This is a genomic window from Paraniabella ginsengisoli (assembly GCF_022513635.1).
Lineage (GTDB): Bacteria > Bacteroidota > Bacteroidia > Chitinophagales > Chitinophagaceae > Niabella > Niabella ginsengisoli.
Window position 1 is genome coordinate 420,140 of record NZ_JAKWBL010000004.1, and the last position, 15,255, is coordinate 435,394.

Genomic DNA, 15,255 nt, shown 5'->3' on the forward strand with positions numbered 1-15,255 from the left:
GGGTGCGGACGGGCAAGTGCCTTTAAGAAATATTAATATTCTTGCAAAGCAAAATTGCCTTTGGCAAAGATGTTCATACACTGCGAATGAATATCCAACTTAAAAGGAAATTGTTTTGCGTAAAATCTTCGATTTTAATTTCCCGCCTTTGCTTTCCTGCAAAGAAAATTTTTTATCGTTTAAATAATAGCTGATGACTTCTTTATTAGCCGGATCGATAATAAAATATTCCTTCACGCCAAAGGTTTCGTATAAAGATTTTTTCGCCTGTAAATCATGCTTTTTTATTGCCCGATAAAACCTCAACGATCAGATCGGGTGCGCCTTTTACTTTTCCGTCTATAATAATGCCGAGGTTTTCTTTTGCAATAAAAACAATATCGGGCTGCACAGCATTGTTGTCTCCAAGGTAAACATCGACCGGAGAAAAAACACATTCTCCCAAATTATTTTCCATAACATATACATTCATCATTGTATGTAACCTGCTAAGCAGGCGCTGGTGTTCAAAAGTTGGCGCAGGCGACATATACAGTATATTATTGATTACTTCAGCAAGCGTACCTTGGGGGAGCATTTCAAATACTTCCATTGCTGTTCTTGGCGGCGGCTGATATTTTTTTTCGATAATGTAAGTCCCATTCAAGCAAGTTACAAAATATTCCTTTAAAGGTTTGGTACGGATCGGCATGCGAAACCTACATCCTTTTTGTTGTGAGAATATCTTATTCTTTTATAAATGCTGTTATTTCTGTTACTAATTGTTCCACAATTGGTAGTGAAGGATTGGTGTATGTAGCGCGGTTGCCGTCAATATCTTTTGGCGATCGTTTTAAAACATGGTTCATTTCGTTAATGATTGCCAGCGATGTTTTGGGATTGCATCCATGTAGATGTTCGGCCTCACTTTGCTGCACCTGGTAATCATTGGTTCCCTGAACTATTAAAGCGGGTATTTTTTTTTTTTTAATTTCTTTACAAGGATCGTATTTCATCCACGAAGTCATATACGGTTGTATACTTGGCCTAAAAAGAGAGTATAACAATGGAGGTATGGAATCTATTTTTTCTCCGTTTTTCATTCTTTTAAAAAGAGAGTCGGCAGCGGGAGCCAAGGCCGGAGCTTGTTGCTTTAACTGCCAGGTAATAATTTCATCAATCGACTTTGCGGGACCGGAAATAGAAATATACTTATCTGCGCTTACTTTTTGTGCCGCACGCATAGCTATCAATGAGCCCTCGCTATGCCCGGCGAGAATCAGTTTTTTAATTCGTTTTTCTTTCTTCAGCAATACAGCCCAGTCTTCTAAATCTTTTATATAATCATCAAACACCAATTTTGATTCGTCCTTTCCCGCCTCCTTACTTGCTGCAATGCCACGTTTATCAATCAATAAAGTTGCAATATTATTTCTTGCCAATGCATTAGCAAGCATCAAGTAGCTGTCAGCATTTACACCCAAAGGATTATTGCCTTTTCTGTCGGTTGGCCCAGAGCCGGGCTGCAAGATCATCAGGTCAAAACTACGTTGGCCGTCTGGAACAACAAGCGTTCCATAAAGCTTGCCGGTTGCGGTTTGCAATATTTGAGGCTCTTCTTTTTGAGCAAAAAGAAATGAATAAAAAAATAGCGCAGTAAAAAGAGAAAAAGTTTTGATCATGGTATTGCTCAATAAGTAATAAGATAAATAAATATTAACCCTTCTTCAATATTAAAAATAGATATTTTTGCCGTCCTATCTACAATTATAAAAACAAAGACATGAACAAAGGGCCTGTTTCTAATTTTATACAACATCACTACCGGCATTTTAATGCTGCGGCTTTAATGGACGCATCCAAAGGTTATGAAACCCATTTGCTGGAAGGTGGTAAAATGATGGTTACACTTGCCGGCGCAATGAGTACCGCGGAGTTGGGCATTTCATTGGCAGAAATGATTCGCCAAGATAAAGTGCATATTATAAGCTGCACCGGCGCCAATTTAGAAGAAGATGTGATGAACCTTGTTGCGCACTCTCATTATAAAAGAGTTCCTAACTATCGCGACCTTACACCACAGGAAGAGTGGGATCTGTTGGAAAATCATTACAATCGTGTTACGGATACCTGCATTCCGGAAGAAGAAGCTTTTCGACGTTTACAAAAGCATTTGGTAAAGCAATGGAACGATGCCGAAGCAAAAGGTGAAAGATATTTTCCTCATGAGTTTTTATACAAAACTGTATTGAGTGGTGAGCTGGAGCAGTATTATGAAATTGATCCTAAAGACAGCTGGATCGTAGCGGCTGCTGAAAAAATCTTCCCATTGTTTGTCCGGGCTGGGAAGATAGCACGACGGGAAATATTTTTGCCAGTTATGTAGTGAAAGGAGAATTGCAGGCATCTACCGTAAAAAGCGGTATTGAATATATGGTTTGGTTGACTGAATGGTATCGGAATAATTCATCGGGCAAAGGTGTTGGTTTCTTTCAAATTGGAGGCGGTATTGCCGGAGATTTTCCTATTTGTGTGGTGCCGATGATGTATCAGGATTTAGAATGGCATGATGTTCCCTTCTGGAGTTATTTCTGCCAAATCAGCGATAGCACTACATCTTATGGATCGTACAGTGGCGCGGTTCCTAACGAAAAAATTACCTGGGGCAAGCTTGACATTAATACACCCAAATTCATTGTAGAAAGTGATGCAACTATTGTAGCGCCTTTGATGTTCGCATGGATTTTGGGTTGGTAGTTTTTATACCCGTTTAATTAATCAAAAAAGGGACGCTTTATCGCGCCCCTTTTCTATGATGGGTTTCGGTTTCTTCTGATCGTTTTCCGAACGAAAATGACCAACCGTAAGTTACAGGTTTATTTTTATTGTGTCAACTCTAAATCTCTTTTCAGCATATCGTTCCTGTTAGCCATTTCCCAAGCGGTGTAGAAGATCATCTGCGCCCTTTTACCCAACAGTGGGAAGTTGATCTTGTCAACAGTATCCGTCGGCTGGTGATAATCAGCCTTTAGCATTCCATCGTAGAAGAATAAAATCGGAACCCCTTTCTTGCAAAATTGTAATGATCGCTTCTGTAATAAATTCTATTGGGATCAGCAGGGTCATCATATTTATAATCAAGTACCAGTTTCGTGTATTTATTATTCATCCCTTCGTTTATCTTCGGTAAATCGGTGCTTAACTTATTATGACCAATTACATAAACATAGTTTTGAGTATCCGCAGCCATTCTTTCTGTGTCAATACGATCATATCAATATTTAAATCCGCTGTTGTTTTATCCAACGGAAAGATGGGGTGCTCTGAATAATATTCCGATCCCCACAAGCCCTTTTCTTCTCCTGCAACGGTCATGAAAACAACTGTTCGACGCGGCCCTTTTCCTTCTTTTTTGCTTTTGCAAAAGCTTCCGCCATTTCAATAACAGCAACCGTTCCCGAGCCATCATCATCTGCACCATAATTGATTCGACCATCGGGTTCAATTCCTATGTGGTCATAATGTGCCGTAACAAAAAGGTATTCCTCTTTTTTATCTGATCCTTCAATGATACCAACTACATTACTAACTGTCGCTGTTTTTTTACCAGACATATATTTGATGGTGCAGTCTACCGCTTTAATTGCAGGCTCTGCAACGCCAGAGCCCAAAGATGTTTTGATATCTTTAATGTTATGGCCTGATTTTGAAACAATGTTATCGTTGATCAAAAACGCAGGTATTGCGTCAGACTCTTCCTGTGAAGCCATATCTGGCTTTGGCCTGTATGTATTGTTAACATTTGTTGCGTTGGAAGAACATCAACCATAACCAGTACTGCCGCCGCACCTTTCTTCTTGGCATTATCTATTTTATTTGCCGTAAATGCTGGAGATTGCCTGCGCGGTTTGTTTGTTTTAAAATCGTCTGGCGCACCGCTCAGCATAATAACCAGTTTTCCTTTTACGTCTGCTGCTTTATAATCATCCCTGTTTTCATCTACAATACCATAACCCACAAATACATACTCTGAAAAATTAAGCTCGGCTTTTTGTGGCATCGACATCCATGGGGCAAAATCTTTCCACGGAATAAATGCAGCCCCTCCCATATTTAAGGAAAGATCGGATGCACTATCTTTTTCCAGAACAAACTCCTGGCGGTAACTATCATTATTACCAGGCTTAACGCCAAAGGCTTTGAACTGAGTTTCGATATATTTTGCCGCCTTTTCAAGCCCTGGCGACGGTGTGTCCCTACCTTCCATTTCTGCACTGGCAACAATAGTCAGGTGCTTTTTAAGATCTGCCGTTGTTATTGTTTTAGCATAAGGCTCCGGATTGGTTGCCTTTTGGGCATGTAACCCGGTGCATGCAAAAGCGCAGGCAAGTAATAGTAAATTCTTTCCCATATTTTAATACTTATTAAGTTGTAAATGTACCCAACAACGATAATATTCTCTTACCGTTTATCAAATTATCTGAACGTAATTTGCCAGATTTGCAGGAAGAACTGGACGCGAATAAAAGATAGCATTTTTATTGAACCAGCTGTTGAACATGTAGCATCGGTATTGCTACGCTCAGTTTAACTGTAAAATATATGGCATCAATTAAGCATATAGCTAAAGCCGGCAACATTCCGCTAGCTTGTGCCCTCTAAGCATTTATTTTGTCAACCCTGTTAGCATGTCGGCCACCTTCAAATTCGGTATTTATAAAAACATCAACCATTTCTTCAGCTATGTCTTCAGAAATAAATCGGGCGGGAATACACAGTATATTGGCGTTATTGTGCTTACGAGCCAAGGCAGCAATTTCATCATCCCAACAAAGTGCAGCCCTAATATCCTGGTGCTTATTAGCAGTTATGGCAACGCCATTGCCACTTCCGCAAAGCAAAATACCGAAAGCATACTCGCCCGATTCAACAGCTTTTGCAACAGGGTGCGCAAAATCAGGATAATCGACCGAATCCGCCGAGCTTGGGCCAAAGTCTTTAAAAGCAATTTCTTTTCCTTCAATAAAAGAGATAACAAATTCTTTCATTTCAAAACCCGCATGATCGCTGCCGATGGCGATTGGTTTTTTAAGATCAAAAGTTGTTTTCATCTGTTTTTATTTATTGCCTGGCCGGATAAGTTCCAGCCGGACGGGATTTTTAACTCCACTCTTCCGTTTCCTTTTCAGCATCCTTTCTTTCGCCCTTCGCCGCAAGCGCTATGCTTACTTCAAAAAGCAGGTATAAAGGTGCGGCAACAACTGCCAGGCTGAAGGGATCTGTAGTAGGCGTTATAATAGCCGCGGCTATCAAAATTACTACAAAAGCATGTTTTCGGAATTTGCGTAACATGGAGGCGGTTACAATTCCGGCTCTCGCCAATAAAAGAATTAAAAGCGGAAGCTGGAAGAGAAGACCCACCCCAACTGTTGTGTAAGTTAAGTTTTCCAGGTAATCGGAAAACGTAGGCATTATTTCAATTTTGGAACTAAGTGTATAACTAAAATAGAATTGCACCATCAGCGGCATCAAAATAAAATATCCGAACGCAACACCAATAAAGAACAATAGCGACACCCAAAAAATTATACCACTCGTTTGCCGTCCTTCTTTGTCCGATAAAGCGGGCTTCACAAAACGCCATATTTCCCAGAAGATATAAGGAAATGCCAGCATAAATCCGCCAATAAAAGCTACAGTAAAGTTGGCTATAAATTGGCCGGTCATTGTTGTTTCAATAAACTTCGTTTGTACTTCTTTGAAGCAGAGAGAATTTCCTACACCAACAGCTTGTCCCATTTTGCACATCCATTGTGCTGAAATAAAATTGCTTTTTGTTGGACCAAAAACTATATCATCTACAAAAAAATCGGTAAAAATAAAAACCACAATCGCACATACAACAACCGCAATCACTGAACGTATTAAATGCCAGCGTAATTCTTCCAAATGGTCAATAAATGACATTTCGTCTTCATTACCCTGATTTCGTTTCTTAAAAAAATCCATTATAGCCATGTACGTAAAATAAGTACGCAAAGATGCGTTTTAATTGCTGATTTAGGATTTAAGATTTGAGATTTTTTGTATGGATAAGAGGAAATAGTGGGTAGCGAGTGGAAATTTGCAAGTAGGCTTTATTCGCTACCAACAATTAGCGCTCTACGCTTGCGCCATTGCCAGCTCCCTTACTCGCCACTTGCCGTTTTCCCTCTTGCTATTTAAGCTTTCTTAGTTTTACCATTTCTATGCGAGTGTGCGTAACGCCCAGCACATCAAATTCATAGTCATCAATAATAATACGTTCCTTTTGTGCCGGAATTGTTTCATGATGGTTTATGATGTATCCTGATAGCGTTTCTGTGTCGTGACCTTCAAAATTCAGATTATATTTCTTTTCCAGATAATCAAGTTCCAAACGGCCCGAAAAAATATATTCGCCTTCGGCAATCTGTTTTTCAACAAACTTTTCTGTATCATACTCATCCCATATTTCGCCAAAAAGTTCTTCAAGAACATCTTCCATTGTTATAATACCTGCTGTTCCTCCAAACTCATCAACCACCCAAGCAATGCTTTTCGCTTCGCTGCTGAATTTATAAATAAGGTCAACAGCGTTCATACTTTGCGGTACGGCAAGGATCTTAATAAGTATGCTCTTTATATCTGTTGGCTTTTTAAACAGATCTAATTGATGCACATAGCCTAGGATATTGTCAATAGAATCCTCGTACACAATGATCCTGGTTCTTTTGGTTTCAATAAATTTTTGCAGCAATTCATTGATCGGGGTCTTTACATCAACACCGATAACTTCTTTTCGCGGCACCATTGATTGCCTGATCTTTATATTGGGCAACTCTTGTGCGTTTTCCAGCAACTGTGTGCTGGTGTCGGCTTTCAGGTTATCTTTTATGCCATCTGAAAAAACAAACCGAAGTTCATTTTTACTCAATGGCGATTTGTTTTTATCGAGCCTTACATTGAAAACATATTTCAGTATCCAGTTAGAAAGCAAAAACAATCCTTTTACAAAAGGAGAAAATAGCCAGAAAAAAAGTTAAATAGAAAAGAAAAGCCGCTTAGCAAAGAATTGCTTTTTGCCCTAAAAATGGCCCGTGGCAAAAACTCAGCAAAAATCAATGCAACCAATACATTAAAAAGAATTTCTAAAAATATTTGAACGCCACGTGAGCTAATACCAACGTTTTTCCATACGGGAACTGCAACTTCAGTTGTAAGCAACACAAAAATAGTAAGTGCAATTATGTAGCCGGTAATAGCTACGCCTAGGAAAACAGCTGGAGCATCAATAAATTTACCCAGGCGGTTGCCGGTGGCAGTATCCTGCTTTCTTTTAAGTTCGATATTAAGCCTGCTGGCACTGTAAAAAGCCATTTCGATCCCTGCAAAAAACATCATGAATAACAGCGATGCAGACCAGGCAATAAGTGTTGCGTCCATATCCTAAAGATACAAAGCGACTACTTATAATAGCTATTTGTTATTGATTATTTATAATGCCAGCACATGAACCGCTTTCATCGACATGGTGTCACACTCTTATACAGCGCTGCATACTTATTCCTGCTTAAACGACGCTTGCCTATTGTTTCAAAAAACTTTCGATCAGCCTTTCCGTTTCTTCGCAGGCTTCCTGCAAATCATCATTTACAATCAAATGATTAAAATGGTGACTGAAAGACATTTCATATTCTGCTTTATTTATGCGGGTTTGCAATGACTCTTCCGTTTCGGTGCCCCTGCTGGCCAGCCTGCGCGCCAACTCTCTTACTGAAGGAGGCTCAATAAATATTGATAAAGACGTTTGGGGAAATTGTTGTTGTACATGTATTGCCCCTTTAACATCTATATCAAGCAGGGGGCATTTTTTTCTTTCCAAAGCCGCTCCAGCTCAGACTTTAAAGTTCCATAATATTTTCCTTCATATACCATTTCCCATTCAGCAAATTCATTGTTTTGAATTTTTTCTGAAACTCCTCAGTCTTCATAAAATAATAATCCTTTCCGTTTACTTCATTTTCGCGTGGGGCGCGGGTTGCCGCAGAAATAGAAAAGGCCAGTTCTGGAAATTTTTGCAGTAAATAATGGGTAATGGATGTTTTGCCGGCACCAGAAGGTGCGGTAATAATGATTATCTTTTTGTTGTAAGAAGCCATACACAAATTACGGAAATTGTGATGGGAGAAAAAATCTGAATACGTTACGTTTGTGTTGCGTCGGTTTACAGAATTTCCTCAACGCTTTTTTTGATGTTCTCTGATATCTTTTGAGTGGGTAAGTCATTTTCGTCTCCGCCAAATGGGTCCTCAATTTCTTCGGCAATTAATTCAAGGCCGGCCAAAACATAGGCAATAAAAACAACAACCGGAACGACCCAATATCCTAACTGAAACACATAGCCCCAAGGCAATGTAAGCAGATAAATTAAAACGAATCGCTTAATGAAAACGCCGTAAGATGAAGGGATTGGTGTATTTTTAATTCGTTCGCAGGCACCACATATATCGGTAAATGATTGCAATTCATTATTCAAAAAAGTAACACTTCTCCACTTATGGATCCGGTACGATATAACTTCTTTACGTGTTGATAAATTAACCCGGCTACTTGGTTGGGTACATGTTTGTCTGCATCAATAGCAGAAACTATTTTTTTGTTTGCTCATTTTCATCAAAAAGCATTACGCGCGTACGCTCTTTTAGCAAATGTTGATGCAGTGCTAATGCATACGCCGGAATAATCTCTTTAAAAAAGCTCTTTCTTCTTTTTGATCTTCTTTTAAAACAACCGACAATTTTAAAGCAAGGTTTCGCGAATTGTTGACTAGCGCGCCCCAAAGCTTACGGCCTTCCCACCATCTGTCGTAAGCGGTATTAGTTCTAAAAACCAATACCAATGAAATGGCAAAGCCTAATAAAGAATGCAGTATAGGAAGGTTTTTGATAACGCTTTTATCAGACAATTTCCAGTAGCTCAGTTCCAGATAAGCAATAACAGTTGCATATATCGCAATTACAATCAAAATCCACCAAAGCTTTCTTAATACATCCGCTTTAGTGATCTTAAATAAAATGGTAAGCCAGTCTTTTGTATTATAGTAACGCATGTTTGTTTAGTTGCCCCAACCCCTGAAGGGAGTTAAATTCCTTTTCTATTTTTGCAAAAAGTCCTTGTCAACTTTTATACCTATCAACTGATTACACCCGCTTAATATCCGCGCCCAACGCTTGTAATCTTGTATCAATATTCTGATACCCTCTGTCTATTTGTTCGATATTCTGAATCGTGCTTTTTCCTTCGGCGCTTAAAGCGGCAATCAGCAAGGCAACGCCGGCTCTGATATCCGGGCTGCTCATCGTAATGCCGCGAAGCTGATGTTCTCTTTCCAGACCAATAACAACGGCGCGGTGCGGATCGCAAAGAATAATTTGCGCGCCCATTTCTATCAATTTATCTACAAAGAACAAGCGACTTTCAAACATTTTCTGATGTATCAATACGCTCCCTTTTGCCTGAATTGCAGTTACCAAAACAATACTTAATAAATCTGGTGTAAAGCCCGGCCAGGGATGATCATATATGGTTAAAACGCCTCCGTCTAAATACTTTTGTATGGTATAACTTTCCTGTGACGGTATATGTATATCATCGCCATTGAAGTTCATTTCTATACCCAATTGCCTGAACTTTTCAGGAATAATACCAAGGTCATTCAGTCCGGCATTTTTTATGGTTACCTCACTTTTAGTCATTGCGGCAAGGCCAATGAAAGAACCCACCTCAATCATATCGGGCAACATGGAGTGAGTTGTTCCGCCCAAATAATCGACACCCTCAATTACTAATAAATTACTTCCAATCCCGTTGATTTTAGCACCCATGCGGTTCAGCATTTTACAAAGCTGCTGTAAATAAGGTTCGCACGCGGCATTATAAATAGTTGTTGTTCCAGTTGCCATTGTAGCGGCCATCACTATATTAGCTGTTCCGGTAACAGAAGGCTCATCCAACAACATGAATGTTCCTTTTAATTCATTGCTGGTAAGATGAAAAAATCCATCTTCCTGATTATAATCTAAATTGGTCCCCAGTTTTTGAAAGCCGATAACGTGTGTATCTAATCTTCTGCGTCCTATTTTATCGCCCCCGGTTTTGGTATAAATGCTTTTTTAAAGCGTGCCAGCATCGCGCCTGCAAGCATTACACTTCCGCGAAGACGGCGCTTTTCTTTTTAAACTCGGCGCTGTGTAAGTAATCGATATTCACATCGTCTGCTTTAAAAATGCAAGCGCTTCGACTGATGCGATTAACTTTTACATTCATTTCAGACAGCAGCTCTATCAAAAGGTTTACATCAACTATATCCGGAATATTATTAATGGTAATTTCTTCGGGTGTTAGCAATACTGCGCTTATAATTTGCAACGCTTCGTTTTTTGCGCCTTGCGGAATGATTTCACCCTTTAATTTTTTACCCCGTGTACTTCAAATACGCTCATTAAAATTGAATATTAAAAGAAATAATTAAATTAATAATGCGAAGATAAAGGGAATCGGACGGTTGGGTTTAAGCAATGAGTGTGGATGCTTGTAAGCCACATATTTTTTAAAATAAATCTGCATGCGATCCTGTACGAACTAATTCTAAAAGATGTATTTCCTCATGCTCTGCCCATATTAGTAATAAGTCGGGCTTACGTGACACTCCCAATAATTCTTCCACGTTCCACTTAGTTTATGAGGTCTGTACTTTTTCTCTATTCCTTTATGGCCATTTTTTGCAAGCTTGGTAATAAGTTGTTGAAGGAGCATAAAATCTTTTAAAGACCGTTTCTTTAACAATTTCTGGTCTTTCAAAAACTTTGTGGATGTAACAATTTGAAACATTTACTCAAATATTGTTGAAAAGTGCTTCAACACTGTCAAACCTTTTGCCTTTTCCGCTTTTTAATTCTTTCATAGCAGCTATGGTATCAGCATTAGGAATTGCGTTCTGCTTTTTCTTGTCCGTAACACCAATGCCCAATTCTTTCAAAAGAGCTTTAATGAGATTAGCCTTATCATCCGGAACTTTAATTTCAAGACTTTGCATACACAAAAAATTAAACTCAAATTAAGCTTTTTTAATAATACGGACTGATCATGACATACACCAAAACACCTGTAATAGCAACATATAACCAAAGCGGCCATGTAATTTTAGCGATTTTTCTATGACGAGCAAACTCACCAACCAATCCGCGATAAGCAGTAAATAAAATGAATGGAAGGATGATGCTGGCAAGTGGAATATGTGTAAACAGAATGATATAATAAAAGGTTTTTAACGCGCCCGTTCCTCTAAATTTTGTATCTCCTGCAAATAAATGATGACAAATATAGCTTACAAGAAAAAGTATGGACAGCACCATTGCAAACAGCATTAATTTTTTATGAAGTTCGTATTTTCCTTTTTTACAGCAACCAAGGCTGCTATTAATAATATAGAAACAGCGGAGTTAATAACGGCATTTATTAAAGCAAAAAGGTGTACGTCAAACCCCAGGTCTACATTTACCTGCACGCGCCCAAGCGCAGCAACAATTAAAAAAACAATTATAGAAAATGACAGGATCAGCCAGTTTGCTTTTTTATCATTTTTCTTCCAGGTGGATGTCAACATTTTTTTTCTTTTTGAATAGTATCATAAATAAACCAACAGCAACAGCCGCAATTAAAAACACAATCGCTAATAACTTAACAGGCAAGCTGCTTTTTTGCTTCTGTCTTTCTCAAGCGTTAATAAAACGGCGTCTCTCGAAAGTTTTTTAATATCAGCAGAATCGAGTCCATGATAATAGCCGCGTATATTGCGCTTGCCATCTATCAACACAAAATGATCCGTATGAATAAAAGAGGTATCGATTCCTTTACCATCAACCAATCCTAACCTCAGATCGTTGATAGCCAAATCATAAATGGTCTTCTTATCGCCAGTAAGTAAATCCCATTGTTCGGGATTGATCTGAAACCGGTCTGCCCATTTTTTCAATTGCGCTACAGAATCTCTTTCAGGATCAACCGAAAAAGAAAAGAAATGGATGTTATGGTTTGTTTTATCTCCAACGCGCTGAGCGTTTGTAATAGATTCTTCCACCGCCTTCATGTTGCTGGTCAAGGCGGGGCAAATGGTGGGGCAATGCGTAAAAAAGAAATCAGCAATAACTATTTTCCCATCGTAATCGCTTAACTTAACAGTGTCACCAACCTGGTTAACAAGCTTAAAGTCGGGAACCTTATGCCAGTTGGTATCAGAAACCTGCTTTCCATTTTCCAGGCGGGTACTGATGCTGTCGGGCATATAATGACCAGGCATGGAAAGCGCTTCGTCGCTATAGTGCCGAATAAAAAGATAGCAGGTTAATGGAAGCAATAATGCCATCAAAACAGCATATAAACCTTTTTTACTCAATGCAACAATTTAATTTAATGAACGGATATTTTATTGGCCCGGCAGATAAACATGTGTCATCGATCTTGCGTCGCACTCTTCAACAGCAAAACATATCTCATCCCACATAAACGATGCTGTCAACCCTGTCTGAAATTTTTCAAAAACCCCAATAATGATCTTGAAAAATTTCGGCAAAATTCGTAAAATAAACTCATAGGCTGGCACGATTTATTCTTTTTCTTTGTAGCCATAACAAATGTATCATTAGTTTTAACTTATCAATCAATATAAAAATTAAGTTTATGCTCTCTAAATTATTTTTTGCACTCTCTACCGTCGCACTTATTAGCTTTAATAGCTGCAACCCTGGTGACAACGCAGCTCCTGAACCAGACCCAGAGACACCCGGCCTTCCTCCCGTGGATACTACCAAGCCTAACACTAAGTATAATCCGGCATTTGAGGGCCAAACAAGAGGGCCAGGTATGAAAACAACAACAGCGTTGGATATAAAAGTTCTATCCGAAGGTCTTGTAAATCCATGGGGAATTGCAGCAATGCCAGACGGAAGGTTTCTTATTACTGAAAAGGGTGGCACCATGCGCATTGCCAAAACAAGTGGTGAATTATCTTCTCCCATTATCGGATTGCCTGCTGTTAACTCAAACGGACAAGGTGGATTATTAGGCGTAACACTTGATCCTGGCTTTGCTAATACGAGAATGGCATATTGGGTTTTTTCTGAAAATATTGACGGAGGAACACTGACCGCTGTAGCAAAAGGGCGATTATCGGATGATGAAACTAAAATTGAAAACCCGACCGTTATTTACCGCGCCACACCAGCATTCAACGGAACCTTACATTATGGTGGTAGAATATTATTTGGTAAAGACGGAAATCTTTTTGTGAGCACAGGAGAAAGATCAAACACGGAAACAAGGCCCAAAGCACAGGATTTAGGTACGGGCCTTGGAAAGATCGTTCATATTACCAAAGAAGGACGGCCTGTTGCTGGCAACCCCTTTGAGGGAACAGCTGGGGCGATGCCTGAAAATTATAGTTACGGCCATCGTAATGTTCAGGGTCTCGCACTTCATCCCGAAACTGGAGATTTATGGGAAAATGAATTTGGACCTTTTGGCGGCGATGAAGTAAATCGAATTGAAGCAAGCAAAAATTATGGATGGCCAACAATTACATACGGGTTAGAATACAGCAAAGACTCTATTAATAACGGGCTTACCCAAAAAGAAGGCCTGGAACAACCCGTTTATTACTGGGATCCTGTAGTATCGCCAAGCGGCATGACTTTTTACAGCGGTGATCTAATTCCTGAATGGAAAAATAATTTGTTCATTGGTTGTCTTAGCGGATCGCATATTGCACGCCTGAAAATTGATAATAATAATAAGGTTGTTGGCGAGGAAAGGCTTTTAGCCGATCAGCAACAACGATTCAGAGATATTGTGCAAGGTAAGGACGGTGCGCTATATGCTATTTGCGATGGCGCACATGGGCGGCTGTATCGAATAGGAAAGAAATAATTTTTAAATAAGTGGCGCTTTAAAGGCGCCATTTGTTTTTACAACATCGTCTTCGCTCTCAGTATTTCAGAAGACTGTTGTAATTACATTATTTTCGCCAAAACTTCAAACATCAAATCTCAAACATCAAATATTCTTGTTACAGGCGGAACCGGCTTTGTTGGCGCATATATTATTAAAGAGCTGGTGCAACAAGGCTTTCGTGTAAAGGCAATCAGGCGCGAGACCGCTCAAATGCCACAATTCATTGACCCTGCCATTCTGCAAAAAGTGGAATGGGTGGAAGGAGACATTTTAGATGTTGTTTCTCTTGCTGACGCCATGCAAGATGTTGACACCGTCATTCACAGTGCAGCAATCGTTTCTTTCAGTAAAAAAGACAGGCCGAAAATGTACAAGGTAAATGTAGAAGGCACTAAAAATGTTGTCAACATTGCTCTTGAAAGTAAAATAAAAAGATTAGTATATATCAGTTCTGTTGCGGCCATAGGCAGAAAGCTAACCGGCGGAACTGTTAATGAAAAAGCCCAATGGGAAGATAGTAAAGCAAACACACATTATGCTATCAGCAAGTTTAATGCAGAACTTGAAGTATGGCGCGGGTTTGCTGAAGGTTTGGAAGGAGTTGTTCTGAACCCCGCAACGGTGCTGGGTTTTGGCAATTGGGATCAAAGCAGTAGCGCTCTGTTTAAAAATGCTTACAAAGAATTTAAATGGTACACGAATGGCATTAATGGTTTTGCCGATGTAGAAGATGTTGCTAAAGCTTCGGTTATGTTAATGCAAAGCGATATTACTGAAGAGCGATATATAGTATGTAATAGTAACTGGCCTTTCAGAAAAGTATTTGATACAATGGCCGAAAATTTTGGGAAGAAAAAGCCCTCAAAAGAGGCCACACCTTTTCTCTCAGGTATTGCCTGGCGTTTGGAAAAACTAAAAGCATTGTTCACTGGTAAAAAACCACTGCTTACTAAAGAAAGTGCTAAAGTAGCGAACAGCTTTACAGAATTTGACAACTCCAAGCTTCTAAAAACGTTGCCTTCGTTCCATTATACACCACTGGAAGAAACCATACAAAAAGCTTGTAAGAAATATTTGGCAACCCTTAACTAAACGTAGTTTTGAATGTGTTAAACTAGCGCGACCAAACGGATCCGTCATTGTCGGCGAACCAGACATCTCCATATTTTTAGAGTGATTCCTCACTCCGCTGATGCTTCGTTCGAAATGATGTTCTCTGTTTTTTGAAACCTTTCAATTGAATAAGTT

25 protein-coding genes and 1 pseudogene are annotated in these 15,255 nt (G+C 39.3%); 3 read left to right on the top strand and 23 right to left on the bottom strand.

Features of this window, described 5'->3' with window-relative positions; all coding sequences use genetic code 11:
• Nucleotides 1-99: 99 nt before the first annotated feature.
• Genes MKP09_RS26665 through MKP09_RS19325 form a run of 3 tightly spaced genes read right to left on the bottom strand, consistent with a single transcriptional unit; the run spans nt 100 to nt 1,661 of the window.
• Complete coding sequence (locus MKP09_RS26665; protein WP_317235410.1) at nt 100-237, bottom strand: hypothetical protein; 138 nt, start codon at nt 235-237, stop codon at nt 100-102.
• A 37-nt stretch (nt 238-274) separates the two neighbouring features.
• A complete protein-coding gene (locus MKP09_RS26670) occupies nt 275-691 on the bottom strand; it encodes a Uma2 family endonuclease (RefSeq protein ID WP_262915527.1) in 417 nt (138 codons plus the stop codon).
• A gap of 34 nt (nt 692-725) precedes the next feature.
• Nucleotides 726-1,661: an alpha/beta hydrolase gene (locus tag MKP09_RS19325; protein ID WP_240831933.1), complete on the bottom strand. Its 936-nt coding sequence runs from the start codon at nt 1,659-1,661 to the stop codon at nt 726-728.
• Nucleotides 1,662-1,828: 167 nt separating this feature from the next.
• On the opposite strand from MKP09_RS19325, the pseudogene MKP09_RS19330 reads away from it, so the two are divergent.
• Nucleotides 1,829-2,736 (top strand): annotated as a pseudogene (locus tag MKP09_RS19330) (deoxyhypusine synthase family protein).
• A 125-nt stretch (nt 2,737-2,861) separates the two neighbouring features.
• Here the strand turns inward: MKP09_RS19330 and MKP09_RS19335 are convergent.
• The 20 genes from MKP09_RS19335 to MKP09_RS19415 form a co-directional block, all read right to left on the bottom strand.
• Nucleotides 2,862-3,014: a hypothetical protein gene (locus MKP09_RS19335; RefSeq protein WP_240831934.1), complete on the bottom strand. Its 153-nt coding sequence runs from the start codon at nt 3,012-3,014 to the stop codon at nt 2,862-2,864.
• Nucleotides 3,008-3,229 carry a hypothetical protein gene (locus MKP09_RS19340; protein WP_240831935.1) on the bottom strand — a complete coding sequence of 74 codons (222 nt, stop codon included), beginning with the start codon at nt 3,227-3,229 and terminating at the stop codon, nt 3,008-3,010. Before MKP09_RS19340 ends, MKP09_RS19335 begins: the two co-directional genes overlap by 7 nt.
• Nucleotides 3,196-3,354, bottom strand: a complete 159-nt coding sequence (locus MKP09_RS19345; RefSeq protein WP_240831936.1) for a M28 family peptidase — start codon at nt 3,352-3,354, stop codon at nt 3,196-3,198. Before MKP09_RS19345 ends, MKP09_RS19340 begins: the two co-directional genes overlap by 34 nt.
• Nucleotides 3,351-3,749, bottom strand: a complete 399-nt coding sequence (locus tag MKP09_RS19350) for a M28 family peptidase (RefSeq protein WP_240831937.1) — start codon at nt 3,747-3,749, stop codon at nt 3,351-3,353. The genes MKP09_RS19345 and MKP09_RS19350 overlap by 4 nt, the downstream gene beginning before the upstream one ends.
• On the bottom strand, nt 3,707-4,390 hold the full coding sequence (locus tag MKP09_RS19355; protein WP_240831938.1) for a PA domain-containing protein: 684 nt from the start codon (nt 4,388-4,390) through the stop codon (nt 3,707-3,709). Before MKP09_RS19355 ends, MKP09_RS19350 begins: the two co-directional genes overlap by 43 nt.
• Nucleotides 4,391-4,637: 247 nt before the next feature.
• Complete coding sequence (rpiB, locus tag MKP09_RS19360; RefSeq protein WP_240831939.1) at nt 4,638-5,090, bottom strand: ribose 5-phosphate isomerase B; 453 nt, start codon at nt 5,088-5,090, stop codon at nt 4,638-4,640.
• Between the two features lie 49 nt (nt 5,091-5,139).
• Nucleotides 5,140-6,018 carry a twin-arginine translocase subunit TatC gene (gene tatC / locus MKP09_RS19365; protein WP_240831940.1) on the bottom strand — a complete coding sequence of 293 codons (879 nt, stop codon included), beginning with the start codon at nt 6,016-6,018 and terminating at the stop codon, nt 5,140-5,142.
• Between the two features lie 178 nt (nt 6,019-6,196).
• Nucleotides 6,197-6,997 (bottom strand): hemolysin family protein, encoded by an 801-nt coding sequence (locus MKP09_RS19370; protein WP_240831941.1) that lies wholly within the window; start codon nt 6,995-6,997, stop codon nt 6,197-6,199.
• 11 nt (nt 6,998-7,008) lie between these two features.
• Nucleotides 7,009-7,443 (bottom strand): CNNM domain-containing protein, encoded by a 435-nt coding sequence (locus MKP09_RS19375; RefSeq protein WP_240831942.1) that lies wholly within the window; start codon nt 7,441-7,443, stop codon nt 7,009-7,011.
• A gap of 142 nt (nt 7,444-7,585) precedes the next feature.
• Nucleotides 7,586-7,882 carry a guanylate kinase gene (locus MKP09_RS26675; RefSeq protein ID WP_262915528.1) on the bottom strand — a complete coding sequence of 99 codons (297 nt, stop codon included), beginning with the start codon at nt 7,880-7,882 and terminating at the stop codon, nt 7,586-7,588.
• A gap of 19 nt (nt 7,883-7,901) precedes the next feature.
• Entirely contained in the window at nt 7,902-8,159 is a 258-nt protein-coding gene (locus MKP09_RS26680; RefSeq protein WP_262915530.1) for a nucleoside/nucleotide kinase family protein, read from the bottom strand.
• 65 nt (nt 8,160-8,224) lie between these two features.
• Entirely contained in the window at nt 8,225-8,536 is a 312-nt protein-coding gene (locus tag MKP09_RS19385) for a bestrophin family protein (RefSeq protein WP_240831943.1), read from the bottom strand.
• A 186-nt stretch (nt 8,537-8,722) separates the two neighbouring features.
• Entirely contained in the window at nt 8,723-9,109 is a 387-nt protein-coding gene (locus MKP09_RS19390) for a bestrophin family protein (RefSeq protein ID WP_240831944.1), read from the bottom strand.
• A 91-nt stretch (nt 9,110-9,200) separates the two neighbouring features.
• Nucleotides 9,201-10,166: a UDP-N-acetylglucosamine 1-carboxyvinyltransferase gene (locus MKP09_RS19395; protein ID WP_317235454.1), complete on the bottom strand. Its 966-nt coding sequence runs from the start codon at nt 10,164-10,166 to the stop codon at nt 9,201-9,203.
• A gap of 37 nt (nt 10,167-10,203) precedes the next feature.
• Nucleotides 10,204-10,428 (bottom strand): hypothetical protein, encoded by a 225-nt coding sequence (locus tag MKP09_RS26685; RefSeq protein ID WP_262915531.1) that lies wholly within the window; start codon nt 10,426-10,428, stop codon nt 10,204-10,206.
• A 252-nt stretch (nt 10,429-10,680) separates the two neighbouring features.
• Entirely contained in the window at nt 10,681-10,890 is a 210-nt protein-coding gene (locus tag MKP09_RS28395; protein ID WP_394801106.1) for a type II toxin-antitoxin system RelE/ParE family toxin, read from the bottom strand.
• A 4-nt stretch (nt 10,891-10,894) separates the two neighbouring features.
• A complete protein-coding gene (locus MKP09_RS19400) occupies nt 10,895-11,095 on the bottom strand; it encodes a hypothetical protein (RefSeq protein ID WP_240831945.1) in 201 nt (66 codons plus the stop codon).
• Between the two features lie 31 nt (nt 11,096-11,126).
• Nucleotides 11,127-11,426: a DUF420 domain-containing protein gene (locus tag MKP09_RS19405; RefSeq protein WP_240831946.1), complete on the bottom strand. Its 300-nt coding sequence runs from the start codon at nt 11,424-11,426 to the stop codon at nt 11,127-11,129.
• The gene (locus MKP09_RS19410) at nt 11,426-11,665 is read right to left on the bottom strand and encodes a hypothetical protein (RefSeq protein ID WP_240831947.1); all 240 of its coding nucleotides are present in this window, start codon (nt 11,663-11,665) and stop codon (nt 11,426-11,428) included. The genes MKP09_RS19405 and MKP09_RS19410 overlap by 1 nt, the downstream gene beginning before the upstream one ends.
• A 66-nt stretch (nt 11,666-11,731) precedes the next feature.
• Nucleotides 11,732-12,454 carry an SCO family protein gene (locus MKP09_RS19415; RefSeq protein ID WP_240831948.1) on the bottom strand — a complete coding sequence of 241 codons (723 nt, stop codon included), beginning with the start codon at nt 12,452-12,454 and terminating at the stop codon, nt 11,732-11,734.
• A 284-nt stretch (nt 12,455-12,738) separates the two neighbouring features.
• Between MKP09_RS19415 and MKP09_RS19420 the strand changes: the two genes are divergently transcribed.
• The gene (locus MKP09_RS19420) at nt 12,739-13,983 is read left to right on the top strand and encodes a PQQ-dependent sugar dehydrogenase (protein WP_240831949.1); all 1,245 of its coding nucleotides are present in this window, start codon (nt 12,739-12,741) and stop codon (nt 13,981-13,983) included.
• 174 nt (nt 13,984-14,157) lie between these two features.
• The gene (locus MKP09_RS19425) at nt 14,158-15,099 is read left to right on the top strand and encodes an NAD-dependent epimerase/dehydratase family protein (protein ID WP_449587078.1); all 942 of its coding nucleotides are present in this window, start codon (nt 14,158-14,160) and stop codon (nt 15,097-15,099) included.
• Nucleotides 15,100-15,255: the final 156 nt, after the last annotated feature.

Coding starts and splice junctions, on each gene's coding strand:
- MKP09_RS26670 (WP_262915527.1), bottom strand. CDS start 691: ATGCCGATCCGTACCAAACCTTTAAAGGAATATTTTGTAACTTGCTTG.
- MKP09_RS19325 (WP_240831933.1), bottom strand. CDS start 1,661: ATGATCAAAACTTTTTCTCTTTTTACTGCGCTATTTTTTTATTCATTT.
- MKP09_RS19335 (WP_240831934.1), bottom strand. CDS start 3,014: ATGCTAAAGGCTGATTATCACCAGCCGACGGATACTGTTGACAAGATC.
- MKP09_RS19340 (WP_240831935.1), bottom strand. CDS start 3,229: ATGGCTGCGGATACTCAAAACTATGTTTATGTAATTGGTCATAATAAG.
- MKP09_RS19345 (WP_240831936.1), bottom strand. CDS start 3,354: ATGACCGTTGCAGGAGAAGAAAAGGGCTTGTGGGGATCGGAATATTAT.
- MKP09_RS19350 (WP_240831937.1), bottom strand. CDS start 3,749: ATGGCTTCACAGGAAGAGTCTGACGCAATACCTGCGTTTTTGATCAAC.
- MKP09_RS19355 (WP_240831938.1), bottom strand. CDS start 4,390: ATGGGAAAGAATTTACTATTACTTGCCTGCGCTTTTGCATGCACCGGG.
- rpiB (WP_240831939.1), bottom strand. CDS start 5,090: ATGAAAACAACTTTTGATCTTAAAAAACCAATCGCCATCGGCAGCGAT.
- MKP09_RS19375 (WP_240831942.1), bottom strand. CDS start 7,443: ATGGACGCAACACTTATTGCCTGGTCTGCATCGCTGTTATTCATGATG.
- MKP09_RS26680 (WP_262915530.1), bottom strand. CDS start 8,159: ATGGCTTCTTACAACAAAAAGATAATCATTATTACCGCACCTTCTGGT.
- MKP09_RS19390 (WP_240831944.1), bottom strand. CDS start 9,109: ATGCGTTACTATAATACAAAAGACTGGCTTACCATTTTATTTAAGATC.
- MKP09_RS28395 (WP_394801106.1), bottom strand. CDS start 10,890: ATGTTTCAAATTGTTACATCCACAAAGTTTTTGAAAGACCAGAAATTG.
- MKP09_RS19400 (WP_240831945.1), bottom strand. CDS start 11,095: ATGCAAAGTCTTGAAATTAAAGTTCCGGATGATAAGGCTAATCTCATT.
- MKP09_RS19405 (WP_240831946.1), bottom strand. CDS start 11,426: ATGCTGTTTGCAATGGTGCTGTCCATACTTTTTCTTGTAAGCTATATT.
- MKP09_RS19410 (WP_240831947.1), bottom strand. CDS start 11,665: ATGTTGACATCCACCTGGAAGAAAAATGATAAAAAAGCAAACTGGCTG.
- MKP09_RS19420 (WP_240831949.1), top strand. CDS start 12,739: ATGCTCTCTAAATTATTTTTTGCACTCTCTACCGTCGCACTTATTAGC.